Origin of the sequence: Virgibacillus siamensis (assembly GCF_900162695.1) — a bacterium.
GTDB lineage: Bacteria > Bacillota > Bacilli > Bacillales > Amphibacillaceae > Lentibacillus > Lentibacillus siamensis_A.
Window position 1 is genome coordinate 1,382,582 of record NZ_FUIH01000007.1, and the last position, 14,202, is coordinate 1,396,783.

A 14,202-nucleotide genomic window follows, 5' to 3' on the forward strand; every position below is an offset into this window, starting at 1 on the left:
TATATTATCATGACATCCTATAGTTGAAATGACTTACAAACCGCTCTAAAATAGACTTATAGTTTTATTAGGAGGAATATTGTATGCCGAAGTATACAATAGTGGATCAGGAGACATGTATTGCCTGTGGGGCTTGTGGTGCAGCAGCACCGGATGTTTTTGACTATGATGACGAAAGTATCGCTTATGTAATATTGGATCATAATAATGGAAGTAAAACAGTTCCTGAAGCACTGGAAGACGATATGCTCGATGCTCACGAAGGTTGTCCAACAGATTCCATCAAAGTTTCAAATAAACCATTTGACGGTGACCCATTAAAATATGAAGAAGATTAAACACCATTAATCTACCCTTACAATATCACACTATACAAGCTATATAAAGCCAAAATAAAGCACAGTGTCACCTAACACTGTGCTTTATTTTGACAGGATTTGCCCCCGTGGGAACGTTAATCGGTTCAGATAAGTTGTATACCCCAAGCAATTGAATTCCGGTATTCTGAAATTGTACTTGCTCAAATCCATAACTTCCGGCAGTCATTAGGATTGCTTCAATCATCGTCAAATTTTCCTGATTTTGCTTTAAATCCCCGGAAAATGTCACCTCTAGCACCCTGTTATTTCCTTGAACACTGACTTCCACAACATCTGGAATTGTACTATATATATTAAATTTTTTCCGGTTTTGTTTCATTTTGTTTATCGCGCTTTTAATTCCATTCCCTTTATCCAACGTAACCGGTACCAAAAAGCTTCGCCCGGAATGCCCGGGTTTATACAGTTTGTAGGCTGCTTTTCGTTCCTGGCTTACTTTCAATTCTTTTACAGTACCGATTGGACCGAGACTGATTTTTTGTGTAAATACTGCTTTCTCAATTCCATTCGTACCAAACATTGTCTGGATCGTTCTTGTGAACATGTTTGCCTCTGTACTTGATTGAATTGAAAAAGAATCCGGCATGTTTAACACAACAGTACTTTTGGATGGGTTGACCTGAAATGTTGCATCATGCAGCATATACGTACCTGCTTTAACCAGTTTTCCTGTCAAATAATCATCCATTAATTGATACCGTTGATCGGCACTAATAGTTTCAGGAAAAATAAACGTTACAGGTATAATGAACTGTGCCTGTTTATCTGCAATAGCCCCGCGTACAATCGTTTCAGAATCAGTAGTGCTGGTAATAACATGAGATTGAAAAGCTTTATCTTTTCTGAGAGTATTTGCCTGGTGTTGTGTTGTACTGGCGCTTTCCTGTTTGCCTGATTGATTATTTGCCGCACCCTGTTGTTTGTCAGAAACACTTATTTCCGGGTGAGACTGTTCATGAAGACTGTTGGTCGATAGATGATTTTTCTCCAGTAATATTGGTACGCTGATAAGGACAATTGCCAATACCATCAGGACACTGAACAAAGGAATTAATTTTCCATTTCGCGACGTCTGTCTGCCCGTATTCTCATTTAGCCGGGAGGAGATCTTCCTGTACAGTTCATCTTTGTCCCAATTGTTCTTAATTCCGGGCATCTTTTTTAGTGAATCAGTAATTTGTTTGTCATCGTTGTCACGGGATTTCATGATACATCCCCTCCCTTCTGATTCTCCTCGGACATCCATTTCTTAAGACGTTTGATGCCGCGATGCTGCACGGTTTTCACTTTACTGACACTGAAACTTAGAATTTCAGCGGTTTCTTCTATTGAGAATGATTGTATGTAGCGAAGAATCAAAACACTTTTCTGATCCTGACTGCACTTATCTAAATGGTAATAGACCCGTTTTATTTCTTCATTACGCTCTGCTATTTCGTCAGGAAGCATGTTTTTATCTTGTATGAACTCTCCATTTGATCCCCAATCAAAATACTCAGCGATTCGGCCGCGTTTTCGTTTTCGCTTTCGGAAAAAATCCATCGTGACATGACGCGCAATGGAAAATAGCCACGTTTTTTCGTTGCTGTTTCCTTTAAATGTACTGTAGGATTTTAAAACTTTTATATAGACTTCCTGCACGAGATCTTCACATACTTCCTTATCTTTCACCATGTAAAAAATGAATTGATACAAATCATGATGGTACTCATTGTACAATCGCTCAAAAACGGCCTTCATAATGATCCTCCGTTCAGTTAATCAGTCGTTTTTACCGATCAAAGGTTACAGCTTATTTTAACTATATTGGAAATAATGTAAAAGTGAAAGAGAATTTCAGGAAAATATTATGAATAAACGGATCTAAATTCTCACTATAAAAAGATAAAAACACCAGTTTCAGCTGGTGTTTTGTAAATAAAAATGTTTTTTCGCGTATGTTTTAAACAAGTGTGAAACAATTGGATAAAAAACAACCATAAAAATTGCATTTCCAACCGCATGATTAACGGAAAACGGTAGTCCAGCAAGGTAATACGGCCAAAATTCTCCCGCAATGGAATATGTCATCAATGAAATAATAAAACCATATAAAAAACCGCTGAATATAGAAAAGATAACGATAAACCAAAAGGGAAGTTTTCTTGGGTACTTTCCAAGAATTCCACTTAATAAACCGATGAGTCCCCATGAAACTATCTGCCAAATTGACCAGATCCCCATCCCTAACAGCATATTGGACAAAAAAGTGGTTAGTATTGCCATAATAATTGCTGCCAGTGGTCCAAGCAGCAATCCACATATAATAATGAGTGAAGTAACAGGCTGTACATTTGGAAGAAATGCAAAAATATATCTGCCCACAACTGCAAGTGCAGAAAGTACAGCCAACAGTGTTAGTTTATATGTGTTCAATATGCATGCAGATCAAATGTTATTTGATCACCCGGTGATAATTTGAGATCTTTCGCTCCTACTTTTGCATTTTCACCGTTAACTTTAAACATCCATGCGGTCTTTCCCTTATCCTGTGAAACACCTTCAATCGCTGTAATAAATCCACCATTGTGGGATGTTTCCAGTTCAAAGTTCTTTTCCATAACTGACATTAAAGTTGTTCCTTTTTCAATTGTAACTTCTTTTTTTGCAATCTGTTTCTCCCCGTTATTTTGGGAAAGAACTATTGTAACGCTATCTTCTTTTTGTTCAGCAGCATTCTGATTCTCCGTGGAATCCGCACCTTGACTACTCTGTTTCGCTGATTGTTCACTATCAGTCCCACAGCCGACGAGTACACCCAATACCAATAAGAGTGATGCCAAACCTAAAAACCACTTGCGCATTGTTCCTATTCCTCCAGTTCCTTATTATTGAGGGGGAATGAGACGATAGAACCTTATCCCAGCGTTCAAAAATTACACTAAAAAAGCTGATCCTGTTCCAGGAATCAGCTTTACAGACAATCGAACCATAGACATGTATCCGGTTGTCCCAATCGCTCAAATCCTCGAAGCATTGAAACGGCAGGTTGTTTGGCAGGTCTACTGACTTGTGATCATTTCCTACTCTAAGCCCTTCCCATATGAAAATCATACAGTGGATTATGCTTATTTCGTTTATCACTTACAGTTGCGAGGACAGTTTCAGCTTTTCACTGAATTCCCTATTAAGTAATAACACCAAAAACCTTCTAGTATTCAACTGCAGTTATTATATCATAAATACCAATCCTGTACAGATTCAATCTTTCAACGGAAGTTTAAAGACAAATGTTGTACCTTCTTTGTCAATACTGTTCACGGTGATTGTTCCATGATGGGCGTCCATAATATTTTTAGCTATTGCCAATCCAAGCCCTGTACCCTTCTTTTTAGAATTTCGGACACGGGATTTGTCCGCTTTGTAAAATCGTTCAAATACAAATGGAAGGTCTTCTTCAGGAATGCCGCTTCCATCATCCGAAATGGATACTGTCAATTCATCCGTATTGGTTTCAACCGTTACCGTAACGTTACCGCCTTCACCCGTATGCCGGATTGCGTTGTCAATCAGATTGGTAAAGACCTGTTCAATACGGTCCGGGTCAATTTCAATTTTATTTTTAGTTAATTTCTTATTCAATTCCAGGTTTACCTTATTATCGTTTGCAAGGCCGGCAAATTTTTTAACGATTCGCTCCACATACGAATCCAATTCGACCTTTTCCAAGTTAAGATGAATCTGGCCGGCTTCCATTCGGGCAAGATCAAGTAATTCGTTGACCAGCCTACCCATTCTCAAGGATTCTTCGTAAATAATTTGCGCAAGCTCATTCTTTTCTTCTCCGCTTTCGGCAACATTATCAACAATTGCCTCACTATACCCTTGCAGCATGGAGATTGGTGTACGTAATTCATGCGAAACATTGGCGATAAAATCTTCACGCAGTTTATCCAACCGGCGCTCTTCTGTCATATCCCGGATTACAGCGACTGCCCCGCGTACATAAGACTGATCATACAAAGGTGTCATAATCATGACCCAGGTACGTCCTTGAATATTTATTTCATGGATTGCTTCTTTTTCCTCCTGAATAACCTCTTCTAAGATTCCGAACAACGGATCTGGCAATTTGTTATTTTCATCACTTAAGGATAAATTATTTTTGTAATAGAGATTTTCAATGAATCTGTCTGCAGGAGGATTAGATACAAGCATATCGCCATTCCGGTTTAATGTGATGACACCATCTGCCATTGAACTCACGATTCCCGACAATTGCTCTTTCTCCTGCCTTAAGGCATTAATATGGAACTTCAGTTGACGTCCCATCCGATTAAACGCAACCGCAAGTTCACCTATTTCGTCATGTGTCAGGATTGGCACTTTTGTATTAAATTCACCTCTGGTCAGATCAAAGGCAGCTTCCCGCATTTTGATCAGTGGTGAAGTAATTCTCGTGGACAGAAAGAAAGCAAATATCGTTGTCAAAATAATCGCAATCCCTGCCGCCAGCAAAATGATTTTTGTTGTCTCTGCTTTGGTTTTATTGACAACATCTAGTGACTGATAGACAAATACAGCCCCATTATTATGAATTGGTGTTCCGACAAGCATGACTTGTTCCTGCGTTTTCGGGAGTCGCATCTGCTTCTTTACATTTTGTCCTTTATTAAAAACAGCTTTTAAAGATTCCTTATTTCGATACCAGGCTTCATCAAGCTCATGAAGATTATCGATACTCTGTGATGCCCAAAAATCACCGTCTCCGTAGACAACTGCAATATGTGTGGCCGGATCTTTTATCCGTTCAGTCGTCGTATAAGCTAATTTCCGATCATCATATTGCTCAATCATCTGTCTTACTTTTGTTGCCGTTTGCATCATTTCATTTTCTGCCTCTTCCACATGAAAATTCTCAAAAAACTCCAAAAGTAAGATTGTTAAAATAAATAATACAAAAGAAACCAGCAATAAAATAGTTATTGCCAGTTTCCCAACTACACTCCGCCAAAACATCAGACATCATCTACCTCAAATTTATATCCGACACCCCATACAGTGACAATCATTTTTGCGGCGTCTGCGGATACATTATTCAGCTTTTCTCTTAAGCGTTTCACGTGTGTATCTACTGTTCGCAAGTCCCCAAAGAATTCATACTCCCATACTTCTTTCAACAAGAGTTCACGGTTAAATACTTTATCAGGAGACTTGGCCAGGAAACAAAGCAGTTCATATTCCTTCGGTGTCAGAGCAACTTCCTTTCCATCAGCTGTTACCCGATGGGCATCATGATCAATCGTCAGATGTGGAAATACCAATAAATTTTTGGTTGGTGCACCATCACGGAAATCGCCCGATGAAACCCGTCTTAACAATGCTTTCACACGCAGCACAACTTCCCGTGGACTGAATGGTTTTACAATATAATCATCCGTACCTACCTCAAATCCCTGAACGCGATTGGCTTCCTCGCCTTTCGCTGTCAACATAATAATTGGTGTGGATTTTTCCTTTCGCAATTCCTCTGTCACTTTGATTCCATCCATTTCAGGCATCATTATATCGAGTAAAATAACATCGTAATCATTTTCAAGTGCCTGCTGCAATGCTTCAGAACCGTTTTCAGCCTCTTCAACCATGAAATCTTCTTTTTCCAGATACATCTTAATTAAACGACGAATCCTTTCTTCATCATCAACAACCAATACCCTGGCATTTGTTTCCATGAACTTCCCCTCCAATAAATTACTGATTGTAAGCTACAATGCAAACCTATGCATAGGAATGCAAACCGGCAAGGACAAGATTTACTGCTACCAGATTAAACATGATAATGGCGAACCCGCCAACTGCGAGCCAGGCAGATTTTTCACCATGCCATCCTCTTGACAGCCGCAAATGCAGAAAAGCTGCATAGAAAAACCAGGTTACTAATGCCCACACTTCTTTCGGATCCCATCCCCAGAATCGATCCCAGGCAATTTGGGCCCAGATGGATGCAAATATTAATCCGCCCAGTGTGAAAACCGGAAACCCAATGGCAACAGCGCGGTAAGAAACTTCATCCAGTAAATCCGGTTTTACCTTTTTCAAGAGTGGTTGAATCGCTGCTCCGATACGTTTACGGGTAATTAAACGAGCAAGTATATAGATAACAAATCCGGTAAAAATTGACCAGATAACTGTATTAAATTTCCGTGCAGCATCTGCTCCGCGCATCCATTCGGGCGTTTCAAACCATGGTTCCATAGTGCCTTCCGTGACGAGTTTTCCCTCATGCGGACCTGCGATTGCCGGAAGCGGATAATCTGCCGTTAATGTAGCACCATCTTTTGTATATTCGAACTGAGCTTCATAGCCGATTGAACTGAATGTAACAGAGATAACACTAAATCCAATCAATACAAATATGGAAAACAGAATCACTTCAAGCCATGCTGTCCGTTTAGTCGCTTTTGTCTGATCGATTTGCCGGATCAAATAAATCAGCCCGGCAACGAAACTGATGGAGAGAATCGCTTCACCCAAAGCCACCGTTGTTACGTGAACATAAAGCATCCAATGCCGTAATGATGCCACAAGAGGTGAAATTTCGCTTGGGAACATACTGGCAAAACCGAGTACTGTGAGTGCAATTGGAAGCGCAAATACTCCCAGCACCGGCAATCGGTAAATAAAATATATAATGATAAAAGCCAGTACAAGCCCCATCCCGAAAAACGTCATAAACTCAAACAGATTGCTCACTGGAACATGTCCACTGACAACCCATCTTGTAATAAAGTAGACTAATTGTGAAGCAAAACCTATGATTGTAAAGGTAATCCCTATAGTTCCAGCTTTACCCTTTTTTGAATCATCAGCCGCTTTTTTTCCTTTGATTGTTGCCCCAAAGAAAAGTGTGGCAATCAGATAAAGGACAAATGCCGTGTATAGCGATATATTACTTATATTAAGCAATGTTTCCATCTGTATCCTCCTCTTACTGGCATATTAGGATAGTTCTTCCAGTTCCTGCTGGTCTTCTGTCATTTTGACATTGGTTCCATCGATGATGCCTTCAATATCCTTTTTGATACCGTACCAGTTTTTATTCGTATGGGCCGCCATCAATATCCCTTCATCTTTCGGACGAATCCAAATTCGTCGATGCTGCCAATACATACCTTGTATGACACCAATCATAAAAATAACAGCTCCAATAATAAATAGCGGCAGCGTATAATCACGCCGTACGGTCAGTCCGCTGACATCACGCATCTGAAAGTCTTGTATTCCAAGTTTATAATCATTATTTTTACTTGGATCCACATTTTTGCCGATGCCGACAAAACTTACTTCTGCCTTTTCACTTCCTGGAGGGTAAATGAAAAATACGAATGCCGGATTTCGCGGATATTTTGTTTTGGATTTTGGTTCACCATTATCCAAATAGTAGTCAGGATAATATTGGTCCATAACTACCCGGAAACCATTATCCAGTTTATACTCCTTCTTTGGTGAAGTTAAATCAATCGTAATATTGCCAAGTGATTTTTCTTTTGGATCATTTTTTTTGTGAATTTTAAAGGTCATTTCCGTGAATTCATTTCGTTGATAGCCGGCCTGGTATAAAGTGTATCCGTCAAATTTCAGCGGGTGATTCATTCGGATTTTACCTTCCGCCACTTTATTCAATTTCTGTTCAGAACCGGGAATGGAATTTTCCGCCTCTTTGTAAACAACTGCATTGGTTTGGTAATTCTTCACGACCTGTCCTTCTTTTTTCAATGCTGCCTTAAATTTCTCATTGTCCTCGGAATATGTCTCAAGGATGAAATCTTTATTCTTTATGTAATATTCCCCGTCCGTTCCCGGGATAACAGTCTGTTCACCTTCCCTGACCCAGACATATTCATCCAAATACATCGGCGTGGTCATCCGCAGTAAAGCTGCAATTAGAATAATAATGAGACCAATATGGTTGACATATGGACCCCAGCGGGAAAATCTCCCCTTTTCGGCCAAAATATGTCCATCTTCATTTCGTACTTTGTAACGTTTATCTTTCATTGCGTTAACAAGCTGATCCTTTTCTTCCGCACTCACGTGATCTGTCTTGCTGAACAGGCGCTGTCTGCTTAAAAATGTTTCGTGCCGTTTTGCTTTTTGAATTTTTAATGCCTTATATAAAGGAACAAACCTGTCAATGCTGCAAATCACCAATGAGATTCCAATTAAAGCAATTAGAATCAGATACCATGCGGAACTGTACAAATTATGAAATCCCAGCTGATAATATATTTGACCCAGTATACCATATGTCTGTTCGTAATATATGGAAGGATCTCTTGACTCCGCGCTTGCCGGAATATACATCTCCTGCGGAAAAATGGTGCCGAGTGCCGAAGCTACCAGTGCAAGAACAATTAACCAGACTCCCACTTTTACAGAAGAAAAGAAATTCCAGGTTTTATCGACAATTGATTTATTATAAGTCTGTGATCTGCGGGCACTGCCGTCATATCGCATATTCAGCAATTTTTTTTGATCATTTCCGTCAATATGCTGATTACCTTCAATCGGTTTACCGCAGGCTTCACAAAGCACGGTACCTTCCGGATTCACATGTCCGCATTCACACTTTATGTTGTTCATAATTATCCCTCACATTAATGATGTTACTCCGGTTGAATCTCTTTCAAATGATCTTCCAGTTTATCAAGCGTTAATGCACCTTCAACAACCTCAATAATCTCCCCTTCCGGACTAATGAAAAATGAACTTGGAATCGGTCCAACATTATAAAGGTTCATCACCTGGTCCTTGGAGTCGTATAATACCGGGAAGGTTAAATCATATTTATCAATAAACCGATGAACGACAAATTTATTGGCATCCAAGTTTATTGTTACAATTTCAACACCCTTCTTCTTATATTCAGGGTATAACTTTTGCATAAACGGCATTTCCGCTTCACAGGGTTTACACCATGTCCCCCAAAAATTCAGCATCACACCTTTGCCTTCCAAGTCACTAAGCTGAATGGAATCTTTTTGATTATCTTTATTTATCTGATTAAGCACAAAGTCCGGCGCATCATCACCTATATCAACCTTGGTGTCTTCCTTTGTCAGATTGGATACCAACGCGTATATCAATGCAATCAGGAGTACGGCCAATACAATTGATCGAAAAATCAGCCGGTTGCGCTTTTTTGCTTTTTTGCCTTCTATTCGCTGCTCCATCTTCATCTTCTTCACTCCCTATGCAAGTATACCATGCTTGCATATTGGCAAATTTGACTATTCTTTAACAATTCATCGTGATACTTGACGCATTTTTTTTACTTCTTTCGGATTCAGTGGACGGAAATCACCGGGCTGCATACCTTCCAATGTAAGCAATCCATACTTCTCACGTTTTAATTTGGAAACCGGAAAGCCTATCTCCTCCATCATGCGCCTGATATGTCTGTTTTTTCCTTCATTCAGTGTTATTTCCAATAACATTGTATTCTTTTTTCTTTCGACACGCATAATTTTATAACCAACTGCCCTTAACAACTCGCCATCAGATTTAACACCTTTTTTTAACTTGGCTAAATCCTGTTTATCAGGTATTCCCTTTACTTTACATACGTATACCTTTTCAACGCCATGACTGGGATGCATCAGCAAGTTGGCAAACTCGCCATCATTCGTAAGCAGTAATATTCCGGATGTATCGTAATCCAGCCTGCCAACCGGATAAATTCGTTCCGGCACTTCCTTTAGAAAATCCATCACGACTTTTCTGCCTTTATCATCTCTTAAACTGGAAATAACGCCTCTTGGTTTGTAGAACATATAGTAAACCGGAGCTTCCTTCTCCAGCTTTACACCATTTACCTCAACCTCATCATTTCCGGAAACTTTTGTCCCGAGCTCTGTTACAACTTTATTATTGACCTTAACTTTTCCTTCCATAATAAGTTTTTCGGCTTTTCTTCGGGAAGTGACCCCGCTCTGCGCAATCACCTTTTGTAATCGTTCCATCTTCATCACCAAACTCCTGTAGTATTTGCATTTCGCAGCAACTGTATTTTACCATCAAACATAATAATAGCGTTAACCACATGTTAACGCTAATCATAGTACTTATCCAAATATTATTGTAACAATGATAATCGAGGCAATTATACCAACTAAGTCAGCTAGTAGTCCAACCTTTAGGGCATATCCCATTTTTCGGATTCCGACAGCGCCGAAATAAACGGTTAGAATATAGAGGGTTGTATCTGTACTTCCTTGCATCGTGGAAGCCAGGCGACCGATAAATGAATCAGGTCCATGTGTGCTGATTAATTCTGTTGTCATTCCAAGTGCAGCAGTCCCGGATATCGGTCTGACAATTGCTAACGGTACAATATCGGGAGGGACACCTATTTGGATAAGCAGGGGGGATATGATTCCTATTAAGGCTTCCAAAGCACCGGAACTCCGCAAGATTGAAATGGATACAATCATCCCTACTAAAAAAGGAAGTAAAGAAAATGCCATTTTGACACCTTCTTTTCCTCCTTCAACGAACATTTCATAGGTTGGGACCTTTTTCCAGGTTGCAACAACCAACACAACCAATATAAAACAAGGAATCAGCCATGTACTGATTGAAGTTATCACTCCCATTTTATTTCCTCCTGATACTTCTATAGTAAAAAAACCGGTCTATTAATAATGCACTTAGGGAAGAAATGATTGTCGCTATGATCGTTGTACCAACAATTTCAGTCGGGGCAACCGATTTATATTGCATTCGGATGGCAATCACTGTGGTTGGTATTAAGGTGAGACTTGATGTATTCAATGCAAGAAAAGTTATCATGGAGCGTGATGCTGTATTTGTGCCGCTCAATTCCTTCATTTGTTCCATTGCTTTGATGCCCATCGGTGTTGCAGCATTTCCCAGACCAAAAATATTGGCGGTGAAATTTGACAGAATGTATCCCATTGCAGGGTGGTCTTTGGGTATGTCTGGAAAGATGCGTGCAACAAATGGTCTGAACGCCTTAATTAATACTTTCAGGATTCCTGCTTTTTCAGCGACCTTCATTATCCCAAGCCAAAATACAAGGACACTAATTAGCCCAATCGATAAGGTTACTGCCTCATTTGCACTTTCAAACAAAGCTTTATTGACCTCTTCCATCGTTCCATTAAACATTGCATAAATTATCCCAATTCCGGCCATCGCAGCCCATATCAGATTTACCATATTAATACAGCCCCATTAGCTGTTTATACACTTTATTCAAAGATGACAGGAAACTTGTCTCACGTTTTTTTTCTGCATAAATGGGTGTTTCAAGTACAGGCACTGAATCGATAAAATAAATGGTTTTTCCGATTATATCTGTAGAAACATCAGTTGCGTCTTTTAGAATAAATGATTTACTTTCTAAAGATTGCAATTCGTTGTAGTTTAATGGATACGTAATATCATGGTGCAAATAACCGATCGTACTCTCCGAAGCGTCATCGAGATTATATTCGACCTTCCCTTTATTTCCAATCGTTTTCATGTCAAACTTGTCAAATCCCCATTCAAACAACGAAATATGATCCTGCCAGTCATCCGGTCCATTCAGCGTCACTGCAATAAGATCCATTTTGTTCTTTTTAGCTGTTGATACGAGCGTCCTTCCTGCAACTTGCGTATATCCCGTTTTTCCCCCTGTACAATATTTATATAATTTGGTTAATAATTTATTTTTGTTCATCCACGAGTATGACCTGTTTTCTGATTGAAAGGATGTTGTCCCGGTAATTTTCCGAAACTGCTTGTTTTTCATGGCGTAACGCATTAGCAGAGCCATATCATATGCAGTCGAATAATGATTGTCCGCATCCAGCCCGTGTGGATTTGCAAACGAAGTGTTCGTCATACCAATCCATTTTGCTTTTTTATTCATCATGTGAACGAATCCTTCAACACTTCCGCCGACATGCTCACTGATTGCCACAGCAGCATCATTCCCGGAGCGAAGCATAAGGCCGTAAACCAGATCCTTTAGTTTTATTTTTTCTCCCTGTTCCAAATAAATGGAGGATCCTTCTGTATATACCGATTTTTTGCTCACAGTAACTGTTTCGTTCATCATACCTGATTCAATTGCGATGATTGCGGTCATAATTTTGGTTATACTCGCGATAGGCTGCTTTTCGTGTGCAGCTTTAGCAAATAATACCCTGCCTGAAGACTGCTCCATCAGCACCGCATTGTTGGCAGAAACGCTTGGTTTTGCTTGTCCGATTGCCGGAAAAACTATTAAACTGATAATCAGGCTTATTGCAATAAAGATATGCCGCATACTTGGAACCTCCGTATTGAATACTATTCTGTACAGTTTATGCGCCATGGAACAAGATATGCCATTAAGCAAAAAAAGACCCATGCATGTAATTTACTGCATGAGTCCGGATCATGTATTAAGGTCATCCTGCATTTTTCCAAAAAACAAATCAGCATCTTGTTCAGCTTCATCTTCATTTTCCGGAAGCGGCGGAAGTTCCTCCAGCGATGTCAGTCCAAAGTAGGTCAGAAAATCTTTTGTTGTAGCAAAAAGAATGGGACGACCAATGCCTTCTCTTCTTCCCACTTCCTCAATCAAGGACCTGGCAACAAGTGTCTGTACCGGCCGATCACTTTTAACACCGCGGATTTCTTCGATTTCAGTTCTTGTAATCGGCTGGCGATACGCTATGATGGCAAGTGTCTCCAATGCTGCCTGAGACATTTTTGATATCTGGGGGGACTCCAGATATTTTCTGAAATAATTGCTGTGTTCCGGTTTTGTAGTCAGATGGAAGGCATTCCGTGAATGAATAAGCATGATCCCCCGGTCTGTACAATCATAATCAGATTTCAATTCATCAAGGGTATGGCTTACAGTTGTTTCCGTTATTTCAAGGATTGTTGATAATTGCTTTTTGGAAATCCCTTCATCCCCACTCGCAAATAACAATCCTTCAATAATAGCCTTCAATTCATTTAATTCCAATGTCATGCCCCCATGTATACAACATATAATGCATCAAAATGTTTTTTTTGAACACAATGAACCTCATGTTCTTTCATTAGTTCCAGTACTGCCATGAATGTAGCAACAATATGCGCTTTGGATGGTATTTCAAATAAGTGATCAAACGAAACTCCTTTTTCCGATGCCTTCACAATTTCCAGCACTTCAGTCATCCGCTGTTCAATAGGTATTTCTCCGCTCTGTACCTTCGTTTCCAAAGGTTTATTCCACTCTTTCCGTTCAAATACCTTTTCCAGTGCATGGAGCATATCATAAATTGAGGTGTCACTTTTTTCGATCGGCCGGTTTCGTTCGACGTACTCAAAGGCAACCGGCGGGCGGGTAAAGATCTGATGTTCATCATGTTCTTTTTCTTTCAGCTTTTCCGCGGCTGCTTTATATTTTCTATACTCAATTAGGCGCTGCATTAGTTCATCACGGGGGTCTTCCATATATTCATCATCTTCTTCATCCATTTCTTGAGCAGGCAGGAGCATCTGGCTTTTAATTGCAAGTAAAGTAGCAGCCATGACAAGATATTCACTGGCAACATTGAGCTCCAGCTGCTGCATCGCATGGATGTAATGCATATACTGTTCGGTGATTTTGGCCACAGGTATATCATATATATCAATTTCATACTGGTTAACCAAATGAAGAAGCAGGTCAAGAGGTCCCTCGAATGCATCCAGTTTTACTTCATAAGGTTTATTCATACCCCTCATCCCTTCAAAAATAGGCAGATACACCAGGATATATCAAAAAAAATGTGTACTTTGTCATATGCGCCTATAC

At 39.8% G+C, this 14,202-nt stretch carries 16 protein-coding genes and 1 riboswitch; of the genes, 1 reads left to right on the forward strand and 15 read right to left on the reverse strand.

Going from position 1 to position 14,202, the window contains the following annotated elements; all coding sequences use genetic code 11:
* The first annotated feature begins 83 nt into the window (after positions 1-83).
* Positions 84-338, forward strand: a complete 255-nt coding sequence (locus B1K71_RS10710; protein ID WP_077326746.1) for a ferredoxin — start codon at positions 84-86, stop codon at positions 336-338.
* A gap of 67 nt (positions 339-405) precedes the next feature.
* On the opposite strand, the gene B1K71_RS10715 is transcribed toward B1K71_RS10710, so the two are convergent.
* The 15 genes from B1K71_RS10715 to B1K71_RS10785 form a co-directional block, all read right to left on the reverse strand.
* Positions 406-1,587 (reverse strand): hypothetical protein, encoded by a 1,182-nt coding sequence (locus tag B1K71_RS10715; RefSeq protein WP_077326748.1) that lies wholly within the window; start codon positions 1,585-1,587, stop codon positions 406-408.
* Positions 1,584-2,120 carry an RNA polymerase sigma factor SigX gene (locus tag B1K71_RS10720; RefSeq protein WP_077326750.1) on the reverse strand — a complete coding sequence of 179 codons (537 nt, stop codon included), beginning with the start codon at positions 2,118-2,120 and terminating at the stop codon, positions 1,584-1,586. The genes B1K71_RS10715 and B1K71_RS10720 overlap by 4 nt, the downstream gene beginning before the upstream one ends.
* Before the next feature lie 159 nt (positions 2,121-2,279).
* Positions 2,280-2,795, reverse strand: coding sequence for an ECF transporter S component (locus tag B1K71_RS10725; protein WP_077326752.1), 516 nt, complete (start codon positions 2,793-2,795; stop codon positions 2,280-2,282).
* Positions 2,792-3,223 (reverse strand): DUF4430 domain-containing protein, encoded by a 432-nt coding sequence (locus B1K71_RS10730; RefSeq protein ID WP_077326754.1) that lies wholly within the window; start codon positions 3,221-3,223, stop codon positions 2,792-2,794. Before B1K71_RS10730 ends, B1K71_RS10725 begins: the two co-directional genes overlap by 4 nt.
* 174 nt (positions 3,224-3,397) lie before the next feature.
* A riboswitch (cobalamin riboswitch) is annotated at positions 3,398-3,579 on the reverse strand.
* Between the two features lie 41 nt (positions 3,580-3,620).
* Positions 3,621-5,378, reverse strand: coding sequence for an ATP-binding protein (locus B1K71_RS10735; protein WP_077326756.1), 1,758 nt, complete (start codon positions 5,376-5,378; stop codon positions 3,621-3,623).
* Positions 5,378-6,091: a response regulator transcription factor gene (locus B1K71_RS10740; protein ID WP_077326758.1), complete on the reverse strand. Its 714-nt coding sequence runs from the start codon at positions 6,089-6,091 to the stop codon at positions 5,378-5,380. The genes B1K71_RS10735 and B1K71_RS10740 overlap by 1 nt, the downstream gene beginning before the upstream one ends.
* 46 nt (positions 6,092-6,137) lie before the next feature.
* On the reverse strand, positions 6,138-7,334 hold the full coding sequence (gene ccsB, locus B1K71_RS10745; RefSeq protein ID WP_077326760.1) for a c-type cytochrome biogenesis protein CcsB: 1,197 nt from the start codon (positions 7,332-7,334) through the stop codon (positions 6,138-6,140).
* A gap of 24 nt (positions 7,335-7,358) precedes the next feature.
* Positions 7,359-9,002, reverse strand: coding sequence for a cytochrome c biogenesis protein ResB (gene resB / locus B1K71_RS10750; RefSeq protein ID WP_077326762.1), 1,644 nt, complete (start codon positions 9,000-9,002; stop codon positions 7,359-7,361).
* A gap of 23 nt (positions 9,003-9,025) precedes the next feature.
* Positions 9,026-9,598: a thiol-disulfide oxidoreductase ResA gene (resA, locus tag B1K71_RS10755; protein WP_077326764.1), complete on the reverse strand. Its 573-nt coding sequence runs from the start codon at positions 9,596-9,598 to the stop codon at positions 9,026-9,028.
* Between the two features lie 66 nt (positions 9,599-9,664).
* On the reverse strand, positions 9,665-10,381 hold the full coding sequence (locus B1K71_RS10760; protein ID WP_077330188.1) for a pseudouridine synthase: 717 nt from the start codon (positions 10,379-10,381) through the stop codon (positions 9,665-9,667).
* Positions 10,382-10,483: 102 nt separating this feature from the next.
* Positions 10,484-11,014 (reverse strand): spore maturation protein, encoded by a 531-nt coding sequence (locus tag B1K71_RS10765; protein ID WP_077326766.1) that lies wholly within the window; start codon positions 11,012-11,014, stop codon positions 10,484-10,486.
* 1 nt (position 11,015) lies between these two features.
* A complete protein-coding gene (locus tag B1K71_RS10770) occupies positions 11,016-11,600 on the reverse strand; it encodes a nucleoside recognition domain-containing protein (RefSeq protein WP_077326768.1) in 585 nt (194 codons plus the stop codon).
* A gap of 1 nt (position 11,601) precedes the next feature.
* The gene (locus tag B1K71_RS10775) at positions 11,602-12,696 is read right to left on the reverse strand and encodes a D-alanyl-D-alanine carboxypeptidase family protein (RefSeq protein ID WP_077326770.1); all 1,095 of its coding nucleotides are present in this window, start codon (positions 12,694-12,696) and stop codon (positions 11,602-11,604) included.
* 111 nt (positions 12,697-12,807) lie between these two features.
* Positions 12,808-13,386, reverse strand: a complete 579-nt coding sequence (gene scpB, locus B1K71_RS10780) for an SMC-Scp complex subunit ScpB (RefSeq protein ID WP_077326772.1) — start codon at positions 13,384-13,386, stop codon at positions 12,808-12,810.
* Between the two features lie 2 nt (positions 13,387-13,388).
* Positions 13,389-14,123: a segregation/condensation protein A gene (locus B1K71_RS10785; protein WP_077326774.1), complete on the reverse strand. Its 735-nt coding sequence runs from the start codon at positions 14,121-14,123 to the stop codon at positions 13,389-13,391.
* Positions 14,124-14,202: the final 79 nt, after the last annotated feature.